21 protein-coding genes are annotated in these 18,025 nt (G+C 46.7%); 19 read left to right on the forward strand and 2 right to left on the reverse strand.

The window, feature by feature from the left end; translation table 11 throughout:
- Positions 1–130: 130 nt before the first annotated feature.
- Positions 131–1,546 carry an O-antigen ligase family protein gene (locus D829_RS32700; RefSeq protein ID WP_346773288.1) on the forward strand — a complete coding sequence of 472 codons (1,416 nt, stop codon included), beginning with the start codon at positions 131–133 and terminating at the stop codon, positions 1,544–1,546.
- A gap of 649 nt (positions 1,547–2,195) precedes the next feature.
- On the opposite strand, the gene D829_RS0128320 is transcribed toward D829_RS32700, so the two are convergent.
- Positions 2,196–2,543 carry a hypothetical protein gene (locus D829_RS0128320; protein ID WP_017692290.1) on the reverse strand — a complete coding sequence of 116 codons (348 nt, stop codon included), beginning with the start codon at positions 2,541–2,543 and terminating at the stop codon, positions 2,196–2,198.
- Positions 2,544–2,703: 160 nt separating this feature from the next.
- Here D829_RS0128320 and D829_RS0128325 point away from each other — a divergent pair, with 160 nt between their 5' ends.
- The 17 genes from D829_RS0128325 (at position 2,704) to D829_RS0128400 (ending at position 15,981) form a co-directional block, all read left to right on the forward strand.
- The gene (locus D829_RS0128325; protein ID WP_017692291.1) at positions 2,704–3,318 is read left to right on the forward strand and encodes a DedA family protein; all 615 of its coding nucleotides are present in this window, start codon (positions 2,704–2,706) and stop codon (positions 3,316–3,318) included.
- A gap of 2 nt (positions 3,319–3,320) precedes the next feature.
- The gene (locus tag D829_RS0128330; protein WP_017692292.1) at positions 3,321–3,890 is read left to right on the forward strand and encodes a thioredoxin family protein; all 570 of its coding nucleotides are present in this window, start codon (positions 3,321–3,323) and stop codon (positions 3,888–3,890) included.
- A gap of 6 nt (positions 3,891–3,896) precedes the next feature.
- Positions 3,897–4,529, forward strand: a complete 633-nt coding sequence (locus tag D829_RS0128335; protein WP_017692293.1) for an MBL fold metallo-hydrolase — start codon at positions 3,897–3,899, stop codon at positions 4,527–4,529.
- A gap of 531 nt (positions 4,530–5,060) precedes the next feature.
- Positions 5,061–5,306 (forward strand): hypothetical protein, encoded by a 246-nt coding sequence (locus tag D829_RS0128340; RefSeq protein WP_017692294.1) that lies wholly within the window; start codon positions 5,061–5,063, stop codon positions 5,304–5,306.
- 222 nt (positions 5,307–5,528) lie between these two features.
- Entirely contained in the window at positions 5,529–5,636 is a 108-nt protein-coding gene (locus D829_RS34415) for a sigma factor (RefSeq protein ID WP_346773289.1), read from the forward strand.
- Entirely contained in the window at positions 5,633–5,791 is a 159-nt protein-coding gene (locus D829_RS34420) for a sigma factor-like helix-turn-helix DNA-binding protein (protein WP_017692295.1), read from the forward strand. Before D829_RS34415 ends, D829_RS34420 begins: the two co-directional genes overlap by 4 nt.
- A gap of 2 nt (positions 5,792–5,793) precedes the next feature.
- Complete coding sequence (locus D829_RS33880) at positions 5,794–6,039, forward strand: hypothetical protein (RefSeq protein WP_017692296.1); 246 nt, start codon at positions 5,794–5,796, stop codon at positions 6,037–6,039.
- Positions 6,040–6,209: 170 nt separating this feature from the next.
- On the forward strand, positions 6,210–6,593 hold the full coding sequence (locus D829_RS0128355; RefSeq protein ID WP_017692297.1) for a hypothetical protein: 384 nt from the start codon (positions 6,210–6,212) through the stop codon (positions 6,591–6,593).
- A 204-nt stretch (positions 6,594–6,797) separates the two neighbouring features.
- Positions 6,798–7,085: an Asp-tRNA(Asn)/Glu-tRNA(Gln) amidotransferase subunit GatC gene (gene gatC, locus D829_RS0128360; RefSeq protein WP_017692298.1), complete on the forward strand. Its 288-nt coding sequence runs from the start codon at positions 6,798–6,800 to the stop codon at positions 7,083–7,085.
- Between the two features lie 27 nt (positions 7,086–7,112).
- Positions 7,113–8,570, forward strand: coding sequence for an Asp-tRNA(Asn)/Glu-tRNA(Gln) amidotransferase subunit GatA (gene gatA / locus D829_RS0128365; protein WP_017692299.1), 1,458 nt, complete (start codon positions 7,113–7,115; stop codon positions 8,568–8,570).
- Between the two features lie 26 nt (positions 8,571–8,596).
- Positions 8,597–10,036: an Asp-tRNA(Asn)/Glu-tRNA(Gln) amidotransferase subunit GatB gene (gene gatB / locus D829_RS0128370; RefSeq protein WP_017692300.1), complete on the forward strand. Its 1,440-nt coding sequence runs from the start codon at positions 8,597–8,599 to the stop codon at positions 10,034–10,036.
- Positions 10,037–10,132: 96 nt separating this feature from the next.
- Positions 10,133–10,597 carry a GNAT family N-acetyltransferase gene (locus tag D829_RS0128375; RefSeq protein ID WP_017692301.1) on the forward strand — a complete coding sequence of 155 codons (465 nt, stop codon included), beginning with the start codon at positions 10,133–10,135 and terminating at the stop codon, positions 10,595–10,597.
- A 32-nt stretch (positions 10,598–10,629) separates the two neighbouring features.
- Positions 10,630–11,340 (forward strand): MgtC/SapB family protein, encoded by a 711-nt coding sequence (locus D829_RS0128380; protein ID WP_017692302.1) that lies wholly within the window; start codon positions 10,630–10,632, stop codon positions 11,338–11,340.
- Between the two features lie 147 nt (positions 11,341–11,487).
- On the forward strand, positions 11,488–12,084 hold the full coding sequence (locus tag D829_RS0128385; RefSeq protein ID WP_017692303.1) for a hypothetical protein: 597 nt from the start codon (positions 11,488–11,490) through the stop codon (positions 12,082–12,084).
- 26 nt (positions 12,085–12,110) lie between these two features.
- Positions 12,111–13,520: a DUF4097 family beta strand repeat-containing protein gene (locus D829_RS0128390; RefSeq protein WP_017692304.1), complete on the forward strand. Its 1,410-nt coding sequence runs from the start codon at positions 12,111–12,113 to the stop codon at positions 13,518–13,520.
- A gap of 167 nt (positions 13,521–13,687) precedes the next feature.
- On the forward strand, positions 13,688–14,110 hold the full coding sequence (perR, locus tag D829_RS0128395) for a peroxide-responsive transcriptional repressor PerR (protein ID WP_026081471.1): 423 nt from the start codon (positions 13,688–13,690) through the stop codon (positions 14,108–14,110).
- Between the two features lie 140 nt (positions 14,111–14,250).
- Entirely contained in the window at positions 14,251–15,981 is a 1,731-nt protein-coding gene (locus D829_RS0128400; RefSeq protein ID WP_017692306.1) for a glycosyl hydrolase family 18 protein, read from the forward strand.
- Positions 15,982–16,244: 263 nt separating this feature from the next.
- Here D829_RS0128400 and D829_RS0128405 read toward each other — a convergent pair whose 3' ends face one another.
- A complete protein-coding gene (locus D829_RS0128405) occupies positions 16,245–16,625 on the reverse strand; it encodes a DUF2614 family zinc ribbon-containing protein (RefSeq protein WP_017692307.1) in 381 nt (126 codons plus the stop codon).
- 122 nt (positions 16,626–16,747) lie between these two features.
- Between D829_RS0128405 and D829_RS0128410 the strand changes: the two genes are divergently transcribed.
- Entirely contained in the window at positions 16,748–17,626 is an 879-nt protein-coding gene (locus D829_RS0128410) for a nucleotidyltransferase-like protein (RefSeq protein WP_017692308.1), read from the forward strand.
- The last annotated feature ends 399 nt before the right edge of the window (positions 17,627–18,025 follow it).

An 18,025-nucleotide genomic window follows, 5' to 3' on the forward strand; every position in this document is an offset into this window, starting at 1 on the left:
CGCGGTCGCCGCCTTTGCTTTGCAGCGGCGCGGTGCCCGCCTGCCGCTGCTGCTGGCCATGGCCGCGCCACTGGCGTGCGCGGCCTGGCTGTACCGCCAGCTGGCCGCTGCCCAGCTGGCGCCTGCACCCGTGCCCGGCCTGCTGGCACTGGCTGGGGCATGGGCAGCTGCGCTGCTCGGCACGCTGCTGCTGTGCCGCCTATGGCACAGCGGCGCCGCCAAGGCTCCGCGCGCCGCTGCCTTGACGGCCATCGTGCTGGCGGGGGCCGCCGCCGCACTGATGGCCGTGGCCTCCACCGCCGATCGCCTCGCGGCGGGTGTCGGCACTGGGGTGTCCCGCCTACAGATGTGGCGGGACGCCCTCCAGCTGTGGACCGAGGCCGCATGGCTTGGCCACGGGGGGGACACATGGCGCAACATGTTTCGCGCCATTCAATCCTCGCCTTATGTCGGTGGCGAGGTTCACAACGGCTTGCTCGATCTCGCCCTGGACACGGGCATGATCGGCATCCTGTTTGTCGCAGGGTGGTTTCTCATCACCCTGCGAAGCATCTTTCATTTTGCACCGCAGCTCTTTCCATCCGTGCTTGTTCTTGGCCTGCATGGGGCGATGGACTTTGACTGGAGTTTCACGCTATTTTGGATGCTCTTCATCTGGCTCGGGGCTTGGACAGACGCATTGAAGACGGAAACAGAGGGGGTCCATCGATCCGGCGTAACTGTGAAATACACTCCCATCAGATCCAAATCGGGATCCAAATCGGGATCTAAATCGAGATCTAAATCGAGATCTAATTCCAGATCCAGATCTCTTTTCTCGCGATATTTACCAACCCAATCCCGTCCATTATCTTTCCCGATGCAATCCTTCTTTCATATTCTTCAGCGAGTAACTGTTCGTGTAATAAGTGTATCGACAGTGATGATCATCCTTTTCTGGATTGGTGGAACAGTCTGGCTGACCTCCGGATATGCCGTAGCAGAAGTGCAGTACCGTCAGGCGATGTCTGAACCGGATGGCACTCCAGCACAGAAGGTGCATCTTATGGCTGCCCTTCAGTCTAACCCGAATCGACCGGATATCGTGATATCCATTGCAAGATATCTCCCGGGACGAGAAGCAGAATCACTCCTTTTGAACAGCTTGTCCCATTCCCCGATGCACCCTCAGATTTACATCGAACTGGGACGATTGGCAGCCCAATTCGGCGAAGGACAGCAGGCTGGAGAATATTTTGAACAAGCGATCGCATTGAATCGGTATGATGGCATTGGCCAATCCACGGCTTTGTATTGGATGGAGCAGGCAGCACGGCGGGAATGGAGGGAAGGATTCACCGATCGAGCCCAACAGACTGCCACCGCTGGTGTCCAGATGTATGAACGGTATCAACTGCTGGCTGAGGAAGTGGAAGCAGGAAACGTTCGTAATGATCGCCGTTTTGTATTGGAGGAACATGCTCCAGGCTATGGAGAGAACCTGCGCAGGCTTGCTTCAGCTTTTTCTCCTCCGTTTACTCCAGAGTTGACCAAGCGGAGCCCCTGAATCACTGCTGGATCTTGACGTTTACCCAAGCTATATGATGATGGATGTCAGCGTCTAAAAAGTCTGGGAGTCCAAGCTGGCTGCTTCTGGCTGATGGGTATGCGATTTTCTAAGGAACACAGGACGTCTTATATCGCCTCTAGCTCCTCTTTTTAAATTGTAAGGAACATCAGACACGTTATTTCTCGAAACTCCCTAACAAAAACCCTATAAAAGTCCAAAAATTCCGATATAAAGTGTCTCAGATTCCTTAGATTTCTAAAAGTGCTTCAAATCCTTGAATAAGACGTTTCAGATTCGTTACCACTCATGGGCTTGAGCATGAGTATGAGTTATGGGCTTGAGCATGAGCATGAAAATATACTCTCAGCTTATGTTCATGCTCCTCGTGGAGGTCGGCTCCATGCTCTGCTCAATCCGCAAGCCAGAGAACGACCCTGAATTCCACCTGGAGCGAAGCTTTACATCGGAAGGGAGAAATTCGCATTTATGTTGTCTCTATCGCTTGCTCGTACGTGAAGGAGGCATTAATATCACACGTTAAGGACACAGTGCCCGTACCTTTTCCTAACATGTTCAGATTCGCTTCAGCTTTGCTGTGTCTTTCAGTAGGTTTGAAGACACACCTACCTGCCTCATTCCTCCATATCTACAGACGATAACCGCCAAATGCATGCTGAAACGCCTCTTTTAATGGTTCAACATCTACTTCCCACAGCGCAGCGATCTCTGCACTGACATCCGTGTTCCACCACTCACATAACTTTTTACGGTTGTCGCGATTCTCCCCAATCCAGAGCAGATTTGTAATCACCTTACCGTAATAATATTCTTCCGCCTGCTTCATCCGTTCGGGAGAGACATATACTTTTAGCCTTTTAGCTGTTCGGTACAATTCCTTGCTGCAAGCTCGGCGAATTCCTCTGGCGGAAGGAAGGTTTTGACCGGATTGTGTATGTTTGACCGGTGGAGAACCGGGTATTGACTTGTGTGACATCTTCTCACGCTCCTCTCCCCATACCATATGCGAACCGCTGCGAACGGGACACTATCCCATCCACGTGAAGTAGCAACGTCCACAGCCCTGTGATAAAATAAGGACGAACATCCATGGAGCGGAAGGGCACCGCCAATCAGGATGGAGAAAGAGGGTTGAGATGGACTTTATTCATAACCTTGTTAGCCAATTGTTCGATTGGATTCAAAGTCTTGGATACTTTGGAATCATGCTTGGATTGATGATGGAAATTATCCCGAGCGAAATTGTGCTGGCGTATGGAGGTTTTCTCGTATCACAAGGTAATATCAACTTCTTCGGTGCTATGATTTTCGGTACGGTGGGCGGTGTGATTGCCCAGTTATTTATTTACTGGATTGGCCGTTATGGCGGCAGACCTGTACTTGAACGCTACGGTAAATACATACTCATCCAGAAAAAACACATCGACCATTCCGAAGAGTGGTTCCGCAAGTATGGTACAGGTGTCATTTTCACGGCGCGTTTTGTTCCGGTAGTAAGACATGCAATCTCCATCCCGGCTGGCATCACGAAAATGCACGCAGGCAAATTCATCTTGCTTACTACACTCGCTGTTATACCTTGGACTGCATTGTTTATATATTTAGGGATGATTCTTGGAGATCAATGGAAGCATATTGATGAGAAAGCGGCACCCTATGTTATGCCTATTTTGCTTGTCGCTCTCGCCCTTATGATCGTTTATGTACTTATTAAATGGATGAATGCTCGTAAAAAGAAAGGAAGTGTCTAGTCATGGGTAAACCCAACTTGTCTCACAAATTCGGTAAAGGTCTGCCACCGAAAGATTTTATCGAGAGTATGACCAAGAACCAAAGTGAATTCCAGGCCAACTATGATAGCTTTACTTGGTCAAACGAAGAGGATCGTGAGTTCTTTGAGAGCCTGAACCATCGCGACGATCTGCGTGTGTTAATTCTGGCTGCTGACTGGTGCGGAGATGTTGTCCGTAATATTCCGGTTGTGTTCCAGGCGCTTGAAATCTCAGGAATTCCAACAGAAGTTCTGATTATGGAGAACCATCCGGAAGTGATGGATGAGTTCCTGACGATGGGTGGCCGTTCCGTGCCAGTCGTTATTTTTGCAGATACAGGTGGCCATGTGCTCGGTCAGTGGGGACCTCGTCCGCAGCATGTACAGGAAGTCATGATTGAATTCAAACGCCTTAATCCAGATCGTGAAGCAGCAGATTATCAAGAAAATTTGGCTGTAGCGCGTCAAGAGATTGGTAAACGTTATGGGGAAGGAACGGAGTCACATGCGGCCATTATCCGTGAGCTGCGTGAACTGATTTCGGGTTACTAAGCCGATATGCTTAACATTCGTACGTTTACACTAGGCCCGCTACAGACCAACGCGTATCTCCTACAAGGAGATGATCCGGGCAAAGCCGTCATTATCGATCCAGGCATGAATCCAGGGCCGCTGCTTAAGGCGATCCAAGACTTGGAGATTGAAGCCATTCTCCTCACTCATGCTCACTTTGATCATATGGGCGGGGTAGATGAGATCCGTAGATTGAAGGGATGTCCCGTTTATCTTCATGACTTGGAGAGCGACTGGCTCACCACCCCGAAATTAAATGGATCTTTGAATTGGCCGCAGGCGACACCACCGCTTTCGACAGATCCTGCTGAATATGCCATGGACGAAGGGCAGAAGCTGAATCTGATTGGTCATACGTTTAAAGTGTTCCATACACCTGGACATTCCCCAGGCAGTGTAAGTTTGCTTTGTGATAACGACCTGTTTGCCGGTGATGTGCTGTTCCGCATGGGTGTGGGCAGAACGGACCTGACAGGAGGGCGTGAACGGGATCTGATTGATTCCATCCAGAACAAGCTTTACACCTTTGCTGATGAAGTGAAAGTATATCCAGGTCATGGTCCCAAAACGACCATTGGTTATGAGAAACAGAACAATCCTTACGTGTCCGCAAGATAATCCGACATGATATGTGAAGAAAGTCTGGACAAGTGACAACTTTTTCATTAGAATAGCAATTAGTTGTTACAAGCGTTAAGGCATCATCTAACTGAAGCATTACCAAGAAACACCCAACCTCGCGAAGCACGCAGACTGTGGTCTATACCCGGTTTGCGTTCTTTTTTTGTTTTCAGCCGCTTTTTATCGCAAAATCAGCCTTTTTTACGCTACATAGAGATGCAAGATGCGCTTCATCACAAGCCAGTTTGAGACCAATAGCAAGTTAGCAGCAAGTACAGATTGATTTAGAAATAATAAATTTTAAAAAATAGTATATAAGTTGAACTAATCATTTACAGGATAACGGAGAGGACAGAAAAAACCTGAAAAAGCGAAGCGTTCGCCTTTATCACCGGATTTTCCCTTTAAGAAAAGGGAATCAAAAAATCTGGGGATAACAGCGATTGGAAGGTTATTCTGTCATCGTAGTGTCAGTGTAAATAATCTTTAGTTCAACTTATATAGATCATGAGAGCGGGGAATATCAAAATGGAGAAACCAAGAGTTATTCCGTTGAATCAGCGTGTCGAGTATCCGATCATTGAAGAAAACCGTCGCATATTGGAAAGTGGGAAAAGAGAAACAGGTACTGAGCGAGCTTTAATACATAACCCTGGCGTGAACAATGCAGTGATGAAGTCTCAGCAGAATATATGGACAAGCCGTGTTTTAAGAAGCGGAGCCCGCAACCAACCGTGGTTCGACAAGCTGCAAGATTACCGGAATCAAGTCTGATTGCCCGGGAAATTGTCGGGTTTAATTATTTTTTTATTTCATTGAACGTTTCTGCAGAGCCTGTCGTATTAATTCCAGATTGAACGGGAAGCAGGTGATTTCATGATAAAGGCAGCTGAGCTGGAAGAGGTACGCAGAGCGGTATCAGGAGACGATAGCGCACTCGCAGCGTTGTAGCAGCGTCACTACACGTTTGTGTATAAGTATCTTGTGAAAGTGACAATGGACGCTAACCTTGCAGAAGAGACGGTGCAAGATACGATGATTCGTTGTATGGAAAATATCCATCGATATGATGGCACTTCTGCCTTTTCATCATGGATGCGATGACAAGACTGACGCCAGAACATCGTGTTGCAGTGCTACTGAAGCATTATTATGGATACGGGTATGACGAGATCGGGGAAATGCTGGGTATTCCTGCCGGAACGGTGAAGTCACGCACAGCTTATGGTCTCCGTCAGTTAAGAAAGGAGCTGGAATAAGGATGAGCAGATCAGATGATGCACAAGAACAAGAACAAGAAGTTGTAGAACGATTGCAACAACACATGAAAGTGCTGGATGATGCATTTGAGCCGACAAGTATTCCTTCTTTGGGTGCACTTGAAGCCCAAGTCAGGGCACATGGATCTTTCAGGACGCACGCAGACGTGGACGTTTCCCTTGGTTATGGGGATTATGGGGCATCACAGGATTTCCCACGCCGCTCATTATATATTGGTTTGTCGTAATTCGATCACAGCGCAAGCCAGTTGGACTAAATCCGAAATAACATCATTTTAAAAATGGAAAAAAGATTTTGCACAAATATGTTGTTTAATTCTAGTATTCCTAGACATCGTTATTCTTTTCTAGTAGACTATACAAATAATAAAAAGATAGACTACCAGGAGGTTAGACGATGCTGCGATTAGGAGAGAAGGTTGTCATCGTCGCGGATTCGTTTGAGCAGAATCTTCCTGTAGGGGAATATGGTTTCGTCATCGCTTATGACCGGAATCCGGACAATGCGTTCGATTACGTGCTTCGAGTGCCGCAGGTGAACCGGAACTTTTTTGTTCCATCCGGCGACATCGATCTGGAAGAGGTTCTGCTGAAGCAGGAAGCTGAGCGGGTCGAGCGAGAAGCGTTGATAGATTACGCCCTTGCGACACACAATGAGAAACTGTTTCATCATCTGATGAATGGAGATTTTCAAGTTGTGGAAGAGGAAGAAGAACCCGCGAACGATGTTATGTCACAGGCGGATTTTATAAAGCAGGTTAATCTGCGTGCATGGATTTAGAATTTTAAGAGTCGGCTGATGCCGGCTCTTTTTATTTTATAAGTTCGTTTTTAGCTTCACAGAAGCCTGTCAGGTCATTTGCATTGAATTGTCGAACTATCTCACCTATAATGAAAAAAGTTATCTTGAGACTTTAGCCCGTTAAACGAGCGATTCGTTTCAGGTCGTTTCGGGAATTAGAACGAATGAAGGAGGCATCCGCTAATGAGTATTACGAATAATGACGTTCAGCATGTGGCCAAGCTGGCCCGGCTCAACTTGACTGCTGAAGAAGAACAGACCCTGACAGGTCAGCTGAACGCGATTTTAAAATATGCAGAAAAGCTGAATGAGCTGGATACAGAAGACATCGAGCCCACCACTCACGTTCTGCACGTAAGCAATGTTATGCGTGAAGATGAGACCAAAGAAAGCCTGTCGATTGAACAGGTGATGCGCAATGCACCGGAAGAAGAAGACGGGCAGTTTAAAGTGCCTGCTATAATGGAATAACGGATAACCGGAAGGAGGACAAGAACTGTGAGTTTATTTGAACAATCGTTGCCTGAGTTACATAACAAGCTGCATGCCAAAGAGCTGTCGGTCAGCGATTTGGTGGATCAGGCGTATCAGAACATTGGCGCGCATGACGATAAAGTTAAGGCATATTTGGCACTGGATGAAGAACAAGCACGCGCTCGTGCACGTCAACTGGATGACCGTCTGGTTAGCGGCGAGGAGAAAGGTTTGCTTTTTGGTCTGCCTGTAGGTATTAAGGATAACATCGTTACCAACGGACTGCGCACGACGTGCGGTAGTCAATTCCTTTGTAATTTCGACCCGGTGTATGACGCGACAGTTGTCGAGAAATTGAAAGCTGCGGACACCGTAACTATTGGTAAACTCAACATGGACGAATTCGCCATGGGCGGCTCCAATGAGAATTCAAGTTTCTCCCCTGTACGTAATCCATGGGCACTTGATCGTGTTCCAGGAGGTTCCAGCGGTGGTTCTGCAGCTGCTGTGGCTGCCGGAGAAGCATACTTCACGCTGGGATCAGACACAGGTGGTTCCATCAGACAGCCTGCTTCGTATTGTGGTGTTGTTGGATTGAAGCCGACGTACGGACTTGTTTCCCGCTTTGGATTGGTAGCATTTGCATCATCCCTGGATCAGATTGGTCCTTTGACGAAAAATGTTGAAGATTCTGCTTATGTATTGCAAGCCATTGCTGGATATGACGCCAAAGATTCGACATCTGCAAAAGTAGAAATCCCGGATTATTTGAGCGGACTGACAGGTGATGTCAAAGGGCTTCGCATTGCCGTTCCGAAGGAATACATCGGTGAAGGCGTCGATCCACAAGTGAAAGAAACGGTTTTGTCTGCATTGAAAGTTCTTGAAGGACTCGGGGCAACATGGGAAGAAGTATCCCTTCCGCATACCGAATATGCGGTGGCTACGTATTACCTGCTGGCATCTTCAGAGGCTTCTTCAAACCTGGCTCGATTTGATGGTGTACGTTATGGCGTGCGTGCAGACAATCCGGATAACCTCCTGGATCTGTATCATCAGTCCCGCAGTCAAGGCTTTGGTCCCGAAGTGAAACGACGTATCATGCTTGGAACGTATGCACTCAGCTCGGGTTACTATGATGCCTATTATCTGAAAGCACAGAAGGTACGTACATTGATCAAACAGGATTTCGACAATGTATTTGCCAAATATGATGTGATTATCGGACCAACTGCGCCAACTACGGCGTTCAAACTGGGTTCACAGGTGGACGATCCACTTACAATGTACTTGAACGATATTCTAACGATTCCAGTCAATCTGGCTGGTGTACCTGCCGTTAGCATTCCATGTGGATTCTCGGATGGATTGCCTGTTGGCCTGCAGATTATCGGTAAAGCCTTTGATGAAACGACCGTATTGCGTGTAGCGCATGCGTTTGAACAAAATACAGAATTCCACAAGCAGCGTCCGCAGCTGTAGACTGCCCGGAACGGAGGAATATAGAAATGTCCGCATCTAAATATGAAACGGTCGTTGGACTTGAAGTCCACGTGGAGTTGCATACAAACTCCAAAATTTTCTGTGGCTGCTCCACAGCTTTTGGAGCTCCGCCGAATACGCATACCTGCCCGGTCTGTCTCGGACATCCGGGCGTACTGCCTGTACTGAATCGTCAGGCGGTAGACTACGCGATGAAGGCAGCGATGGCCCTGAATTGTACGATTGCTGATGTCAGCAAGTTTGACCGTAAAAACTACTTTTACCCCGATTCACCAAAAGCTTATCAGATCTCGCAATTCGATCAACCAATCGGTGAGAACGGCTGGATTGATATCGAAGTGAATGGTGAAACGAAACGAATTGGTATCACACGTCTTCACTTGGAGGAAGATGCAGGGAAGCTTACACATATCGATGGCGGATACGCGTCTTTGGTGGACTTCAACCGTGTCGGTACTCCACTCGTTGAGATTGTATCCGAACCTGAGATTTCTTCTCCGGAAGAGGCGCGTGCGTATCTTGAAAAAATGCGTGCGATCATGCAGTACTGTGATGTATCTGACGTGAAGATGGAAGAAGGGTCACTGCGTTGTGACGCCAACATCAGTTTGCGTCCACATGGACAGGAGAAGCTGGGAACGAGAGCTGAGCTGAAAAACATGAACTCCTTCCGTGGTGTTCAGCGTGGTCTGGAATATGAACAATATCGTCAGGCTGAGATTCTGGATGATGGCGGCGAAGTGGTTCAGGAGACACGTCGCTGGGACGAAGCTCAAGGGAAAACACTCTCGATGCGTGGCAAGGAACAAGCGCATGACTATCGTTATTTCCCGGACCCGGATCTGGTGAAGCTGCATATTGATGAAGCCTGGAAAGAGCGGATCAGAGCTACCATACCTGAGCTCCCAGACGAACGTAAAGCTCGTTACACGGCTGATTATGGATTGCCTAGTTATGATGCAGAGGTTATTACTTCATCCAAGGCTATAGCTGATCTTTTCGAAGATAGCTTGAAATTCACTCAGGATGCCAAATCCGTATCCAACTGGATCATGGGCGACTTGCTGGGTTACCTGAATACGAGCAATCTTGAGGTGACTCAGGTTCCACTGACAGGTCAAGGTTTGGGTGAGATGATCGGACTGCTGGAGAAGGGTACCATTAACAGCAAAATCGCGAAAACCGTATTCAAGGAAATGCTGGAGAGCGGCAAGCTTCCACAGCAGATCGTTGAAGAGAAGGGTCTTGTGCAGATTAGTGATGAAGGCGCCATTCTTGCCATCGTAGAGCAGGTTGTGGCGAATAATCCTCAATCCGTGGAAGACTATAAAGCTGGTAAACAAAAAGCCATTGGCTTCCTTGTTGGTCAGGTTATGAAAGAAAGTAAAGGCAAGGCGAATCCCGCTCTAGCCAACCAACTGCTTGCAGATGTACTGAACCGCTAATCCTTCCGGTGAGGCCGGACAGAAAGAGGCTCGTCCCTGTGACAGCCTCTTTTTGGTATTGATAGATACAAATGTATTTCGGACGGGGGAACGGATATGAACATTCAACCATTGTCACTGAGTGATATGGAGACGTTGGGACAGTTATGGAGACTACAACATGTGGCCTATCGATTGGAAGCCGAAATCATTGGATTTCAGGAGATTCCTCCTTTGATGGATACGATGGAGACACTTCGGGATTGTGGAGAGAGTTTTTATGGTTGTATCCATGATGACGGAGAGCTTATCGGGGCTGTCGCTGTAGCAGAGGAAGAGGAGAATACACTAACCATTACACGAATGATGGTGCACCCGGATCACTTTCGCAAGGGAATTGCGGCATCTTTGATGACGTATGTGTTGGAACAGCATGCGGATCTTCCGCGTTATATCGTCTCCACAGGAACGCTGAATCAACCCGCAGTGAATCTGTACACCAAATTCGGTTTTAATCCTGTGGAAGTCACACAGATTGCGCCTGGAGTGGAATTAACGACTTTTCACAAGAATAAACTTTAATCATATTAACAACTTGAGGAGGAATACCGACTTTGGGCGATCCCTGGTTCATTGATGAGTGGCACATTTTATTACGATTATTGCTGGCTATGCTGCTTGGAGGGCTCGTAGGCCTGGAGCGGGAACGGTCCAATCATGCTGCCGGTTTGCGTACCCATATCCTGGTATGTCTTGGCTCTGCACTGATTATGATGTTATCTGTTTATGGCTTTAAAGATTTTGCTAATGAATTAAACGTAAGGATCGATCCAGCACGTCTGGCTACTGCTGTAATTACTGGTGTCGGCTTCCTGGGAGCAGGGACAATTCTCTTCACGGGAAAATCCATTACCGGACTGACTACAGCTGCTTCAATCTGGGTTGTTGCAGCTATTGGGCTCGCAGCAGGTGCGGGTTTCTTTTTTGCCTCTATCGTATCCACCGTTCTGGTATTGCTTAATCTCTGGGTCTTTAACAAATTAGAGCTGAGGTATTTACGAGGGAACAAACTGCATGTTGTTACACTACATACCTTGTCAGAACCCGGTTTTCTCGAACAACTGTCTTCGTGTATGGAGCAGGAGAAGATCAAAATTCGTAAAATCACCGTGAATGAACAAGACCTGGCTTATGCAGAGATGGTGTCGGTTGAACGTAAAATTGAGATTGTGTTACATGTTCAGGTACCGCATGATTTCCAAACGGTTGGCTTGGTATCCAAGTTAAGACAATGGGAACATGTTACCAAGGTGTCGATCGAATAAATGAATTACAACCCTCCCCAGGCCAGTAGTGCCGGAGGGTTTTTGGTCATATCCATATTTCTTCCAGTTACTCTCCTTGCTCTTTAGGGTACTATCTAACCAAATGCATGAAGAGCGGAAGGTCAGATCAGAAGAGAGGAGTATGTTATGAAACGGATACGTCAATTGAACAAAAAGACCCGTACAGTTCAGACCAAACCGGTCAGAAATCGGACTCACAAGTTTATTGCGGGATTACTGAGTGCCATTATTCCTGGCATGGGTCATATTTATCTGAGATTGTACATGAGAGGTTTGACCTTTATGCTGCTTGTTTTGCTTGATCTGTCAGCAGTGTTGTACTTCTCATCCATTGGTATACAGATCAATGTGCCATTGCTCATCTTACTGGCTTTATGTATTCCGGTTATTTACTTTTACAATGTATATGATGTCTTGCAATCTGCGGATTGGGTCATGATGCGCAGACGTAGAGCAGTAGTAACCCAGGCAACTTCGGACAAGCCGATATCCAATGAACGTTCTATACGAGATGCAATGATGGTCTGGGAGAGAGGTATATCGTTTGGATTACTTCTGATTGTGGGAGGATCATTGATGGTGCTGTTTTTCCGCAAACCACGTTGGTTTCAAGAGATTCTCGCCATGTACGGCGGATATTCATTTGCGGTTCTCCTGATCGTAGGCGGTTTGCTTCTGTTTGGTCGTGAGTTCTGGGTCATGTTGAACAAGAAAAAAATGTAGTGGAAACGATACGAGGAGGGAACGTGATGAACCGTAAAGTCCGGGTTGGCCGCTATACGGCTGCCGCCTTAATCATAGCGGTCGGTGTGCTGTTGATTTTGGATAAACGGTGGGGAACGGACTATGTATATGAGATGGTGGACTGGTGGCCATTTTTGCTCGTTGTTTTAGGTGTTGAATATATTGTGCTGTTCCTGTGGACACGCAGAAGAAACAAGGTGCAATCGGATAACCCGAGCAATCCTGATGAGCAAATCAAAGTACGTTTCAGACCCGATGCCAAAGGCATTCTAACCTCACTGATTTTGGCGGCTTCCGTATTTATCGTCACCGAACAGGATCACTACATGCACTTATGGAATAGAGTGAGTCTAAATCTCGGAGCGGCATCCATGGACTACAGTCAAGCGGCAGGATATATGGAGGATAAGGGCACGATTCGTGTACCTGTTCGCATGGATACGTCGGATCTTGTGGTCGAAGGTGTCAACGGAGATATCTCGGTACAACGCGGAGATACGGAGGAGATTGAAGTACGAACGGTGATCTGGGTAGATCAGACGACGGAAGTACAGGCGAAGGCCGTTGCAGCAGCCTCTTTTGTAGAGGCCGATGGTACAAAAGTAATTTATATCAAAGCTACAGGCAAGACGTATGGAGACAATGAAAAAACGCAGCCACGGATGAATCTTACCATAACGATCCCGGATGATCGTCGTTTTAATCTCGATATTCGAACTTCCAATGGAGCCATATTATTAAACCGTCCGGAAGCCATTAGTACCATACTGGCCGAAACGGGTAACGGACGTATCCGAATTACCAATGCTGTTGGAGATATCTCCGGGAAAACGTTGAACGGGGATGTTATTGTAGCCAATGCCATTGGTAATGTGGATCTGGACAGTAACCGTGGAGACATGAAGGCTCGCGGTATTTCCGGCGATGTAGATCTTGCTACACAAGTGGGAAGTATCAGTATTGCGGACTCCGTTGGTGAATTCATCGCAGAGACACGCAACGGAAATATTACGCTGGATGGAGCCAATCTGGGCATCAAAGCTCAATCGCTTAATGGCAGTATTAACATCGTATCTACCAAAGTCGGAGGGGACTGGGATGTGTACAGTGCGGTGGGAGCCATTAACGTATTACTTCCTGATCGTGGAGACTACAGTCTTGCGGGTTCCAGCAGTTATGGAGATCTAAGTACGGATCTGCCGTTCAAAGTACAGAATAAAACCATAGAAGGTCAGCTCGGTGAGGGCGAGTACAGGGTGAAAATTGAAGGCAACAGTGATCTCACCATTCAGAGCAACCCGGCCGTGTCTACGCCTGAAATAGTTACACCGGAGTCTGAAGATGAAGCTGAGAATTTGGAACAGACAACCGAAGACGGAGCAAATTCCCAGGAGGATTCTACAGAGGTTCCTTGACCGCCGCGTTGACAATAAACTTGTAATCGCCGTACAATAAATGTACACTGGCAAGATTACACGGCATGAAAGATGGATTGTCGTTCTTAATGGCCGGGAATCAACTCTGAGCGAGGAGACAGTAACTTACTCTTCACCAGAGAATGAAAGGTAAGGCGGTGGGTTTTATGGCAACACGTGTCCAACATGCGTTGGAGCATCTGAAAACGACCGGTGTCCGTATTACACCCCAGCGTCATGCCATATTGAACTATCTGATGGAATCCATGGGGCATCCGACAGCCGATGAAATTTACCGAGCCCTTGAACCCCAATTTCCCAGTATGAGCGTGGCAACGGTATATAATAATTTGAAGATGTTTCTGGAAGCTGGCATGGTCCGGGAATTGACATACGGAGATAATTCAAGTCGCTTCGATGCCAATGTGACGGATCATTATCATGTTATCTGTGATCAATGCGGCAAGATTGAAGACTTCAGCTATCCTTCACTCAAAAGTGTAGAGCTTCAGGCGGAGTCTAGTACAGGATTCGAAGTACACGGTCACCGATTGGAAGTATATGGCGTTTGTAAAAGTTGCAGGGATTAAGAGAGTTGAATTACAATATTAACGTGCAGAATTCAGTATGGATTCTTCACGTTTTTTTTTAGCGTTTATGCAAAATGCTCATCTTTATAACAACTTATGCGCACATCCTTATGATCAGCATAATTAACGGAGGTAGACGTTTGGGTAGAAAAAGCAGATATACACGTCAGAAGCGACGTTCATTTTGGCCCGGTTTTCTCGGGGCTTGTCTGATCGCCGGGGGGGCTTACTGGCTTATAACAAATGTATGGTTGAACCAGACCCATGAAGACCCCGACTGGGTAGGAAGAAGCCAGCCTATTTTTGTAGATGGGCAACTGATGGATGGAGACGCTCTGGGTACAGGAGATCAACTCAAGTTACCTGTAGATATGCTGCAAGAAGCGATTGATGCAGGTATACGTTATGAATCAGAATCGGGAGATATCATTATTGCCTCTCCTCAGCGAGTCCTTCATATGAAAGATGGAAGCACACAAGCAGAACTTAATCACAAAGATTATCCTATGACAGTTAAGCCTGAGGTTAAGGACGGAGAAGCCTATATTCCGCTCAAACCATTGAAAGAAGTATATGGCATAACCGTACAGGAAGATTCAGTAACAGGTGCTGTGCTGCTGATGCGTGGAGGAGACATGATCCAGTATGCAGAGATTGATACATTATCATCCAAAGCGGACAAGACCGTGCCGTTATATAAACGTGGGGGAGAATCCTCACCAATCATTGCCGATATGGAAAAGGATGCACGGGTACGTGTATGGCAGACGGGTGATAAACAGAGCTTTGTTCAACTCGATAATGGATATGCCGGATATGTAGATAATGATTATATTGTCCTCACCGAGAAAAAGAAGGTGGACTTGCCCAAGTATACGCTGACTGCTGCAGAGAAGAAGTGGCAGAATAAACCGGTAAATCTGGTTTGGGAAGCCGTGTACAATCGTCAGCCTGATGTGGGCTCTATCGGTAAAATGCCTGGTGTGAATGTGGTCAGCCCCACATGGTTTCATATTACGGATGGACAGGGCACTGTGAAAAGCAAGGGAAACCAAGCTTATGTGAACTGGGCTCACCGTTCGGGTATGGAAGTATGGGGACTCATGGATAACAGCTTTGATCCGGACGTTACAAAAGAAGCTGTAGCTTCTTACGAGACACGCACTCATATTATTGAGCAGATGTTAGAGTATGCACAGACGTATCAACTGGATGGTATCAACATCGACTTTGAGAACGTGTATACAGATGACGGGCCGAACATTACGCAGTTTGTGCGCGAGATCAAGGCGATGGCACGCATACATGGGTTGATGTTATCGATCGATGTAACACCAAAATCGAACAGTGAGATGTGGTCTGCCTTTCTGGATCGCCGTGCATTAGGTTCTTTTGCAGACTATGTTATTGTGATGGCTTATGATGAACATTGGGCGGCCAGTCCTAAGGCAGGTTCGGTAGCGTCTCTGCCTTGGACCGAGGCTTCCATGAGACGCATACTTGAGGAGGATGAAGTCCCTTCTAACAAGTTGATCATGGCGGTTCCACTCTATACCCGGATATGGACGGAAGAGACGAATGATCAGGGTGAGGTTAAAGTGTCTTCCAAAGCGGTGGGCATGAATGCCATTGTGGAGCTGATCCAAGAGAAGAAACTCAAACCTGAACTGGATCAGGCAAGTGGACAGAACTATGTGGAATATAAGGAAGACGGAGCTACCAAGAAAATATGGATCGAAGATGCCGTGTCGCTTCAGGCTCGGGTGGATTTGATTGCTTCGTTGAAGCTGGGCGGAGTAGCGGCGTGGAATCGGAGTTTTGCTAATGCTTCTGCATGGGAGGTATTGAAGCAGGCCGGTTACCAGAAATAATTTACTCGAACTCAGAGTGTCTGCTTGCTTCAATTTATTTTCACTAAGTTCAAAGTTTCTCCTGGGATACCATCATACGTACAGTCTACCGTTTTATTAGTCGTAGAACTTATAACTTAACTTCATATTTTAGCTATTGATAACAGCAATAAGGGCTCACTTATAAGCCAAGTCCAAAAAGGTCCGGTAGACATACCGGGCCTTTTTTTGTTCTTCAATGAAATTAAGGTAAAAGACATTTAGCGGTTGGAGATCATTTGGTACTAACCATCGGTGGGGGGAGCTTGTGTAGAAGGCGCTTTCAGTTGTTGACTGGTCATGTTGGCCTTATTAGGGTCCAGGGTGAGGATGGTATGACAGAACATACAACGATCCGTTTTGCCAAGCATTTTGGTTAACTTCCCGCATTCCGGACAGTCGACTTGTACTGCACTGGTGGAGAGCATACCCGCCCAGAAATAAATGGCTAGACTGGCCATCATGGCAATCAGTCCGATGACGAGCCCTACAGCTGCGAATACCTTGCCTGCATGTCCCCAGAAAACAATTCCGGCTGTTCCCAGTATCATTAGGCCCATACCTAGCATGGTCAGTAGTAATCCCCAAGTGCGAAAAGCATTAATTTTTGCTGATTTAAAAATCATGAAAAATGCTCCTATCGTATGAGTAGTATCGGACCTGGAAAAGAAGGAAACTTCAGTCTGGATGTAGAATTACATTATAACTGACTTGGCGCTTATCTGCCATGAAATGTATGGAGGGAATCGTGGAATTAAAGAACCTTGCTTTTTTGTCCGAACAGTCGGAAGAGACAGGGGCAGTTGGGGCTATCGCTTATTCCCACCCGGGAGAGCGATTCCACGGCTCCCTAATTCAAGATTTCGAATTATTAGTACTTGTTGTTCATAATGATGATCAATTGAAGTCGGCGGTGGGACATTACAGATATGGTGATCTTCGTTATCAGATGATCTATGCAAGCCGTCATGAATTAAAGAGTAGTGTAGTTACCGGGAATCATAATAATCTCACCCAGTGTCTGATTGAGGGTGAGATTATCTGGGAAGCGGACAGCACCTTAAGTGATTTGCGAGAAGAACTGTCTACCTTTGGGGCAGAGTTGCGTGAGCAGAAGCTGCTTCATGAATTCACCAGTTTCTTGAGAATGTATGTGGAGGCCAAACGTCATATTCAGGAAGGTCATGTTGTAGACGCCTACTACAATGTATTAGAGGCTCTGGGGAACTGGGCAAGAATTGTATTGATTGAACAGGGGATATACCCGGATCATGCCGTCTGGACACATGTGCAGAATCTGGATCGCGCTTTATGGAAACTATATCAAGAGCTTACTGTAAGCTCGGAGACGCTGGAGCAGCGAGTAGAGCTTGTCCTGCTTGCCTGTGAGTTTTCCGTAATGTCCAAAATGAGTGAATGCTCAGAACTGCTGCTGCGTGTGTTAAGAAGTCGCAAGGAGCCGTGGAGCATGAATGAACTTGTTCATCATCCGCAGTTAAGATTTGTTCGAGAAGATCTGCCTTTGGTTATACGTAAGCTGGTCTTTCGTTCTATAGTAAAAGAATCGGCAGGATGGCCATTGATCGGAGGAGAGGGCCGGGAAATTCGGTATTGGATTGAGGCATAACCTTCTCCAGAAGCCTGAGATTATATTGATCACATAAGGGAGGGGAAACCTTCCTTTTTTGTTTGTTTAATAATTTATAAAAAGATGTTGACTCTCATTCACGATATATGATACATTATATTTCGTTCCTCAAACGAGATTATCACCAACAAACGATACATCCTTCAGAGGAAAAGTGAAGAACTAAAGCTTTAAAAAAAGAAATCAAAAAAAGTTCTTGACGAAAACAAACGAAATGTGTTACATTATTTAAGTCGCCGCCGAAACTTGGTTGAGACGAAAAAGAAGTAAAACAAATCGTGTTTGATCTTTGAAAACTGAACAACGAGTGAGTAAACATTCTGCTTGCAGAATGAACGCGAAAGTTGGAGACAAGTCTTGGCTTGGATCGGCTGGAGC

It is taken from the genome of Paenibacillus sp. PAMC 26794, assembly GCF_000316035.1.
Classification (GTDB): Bacteria; Bacillota; Bacilli; order Paenibacillales; family Paenibacillaceae; genus Paenibacillus.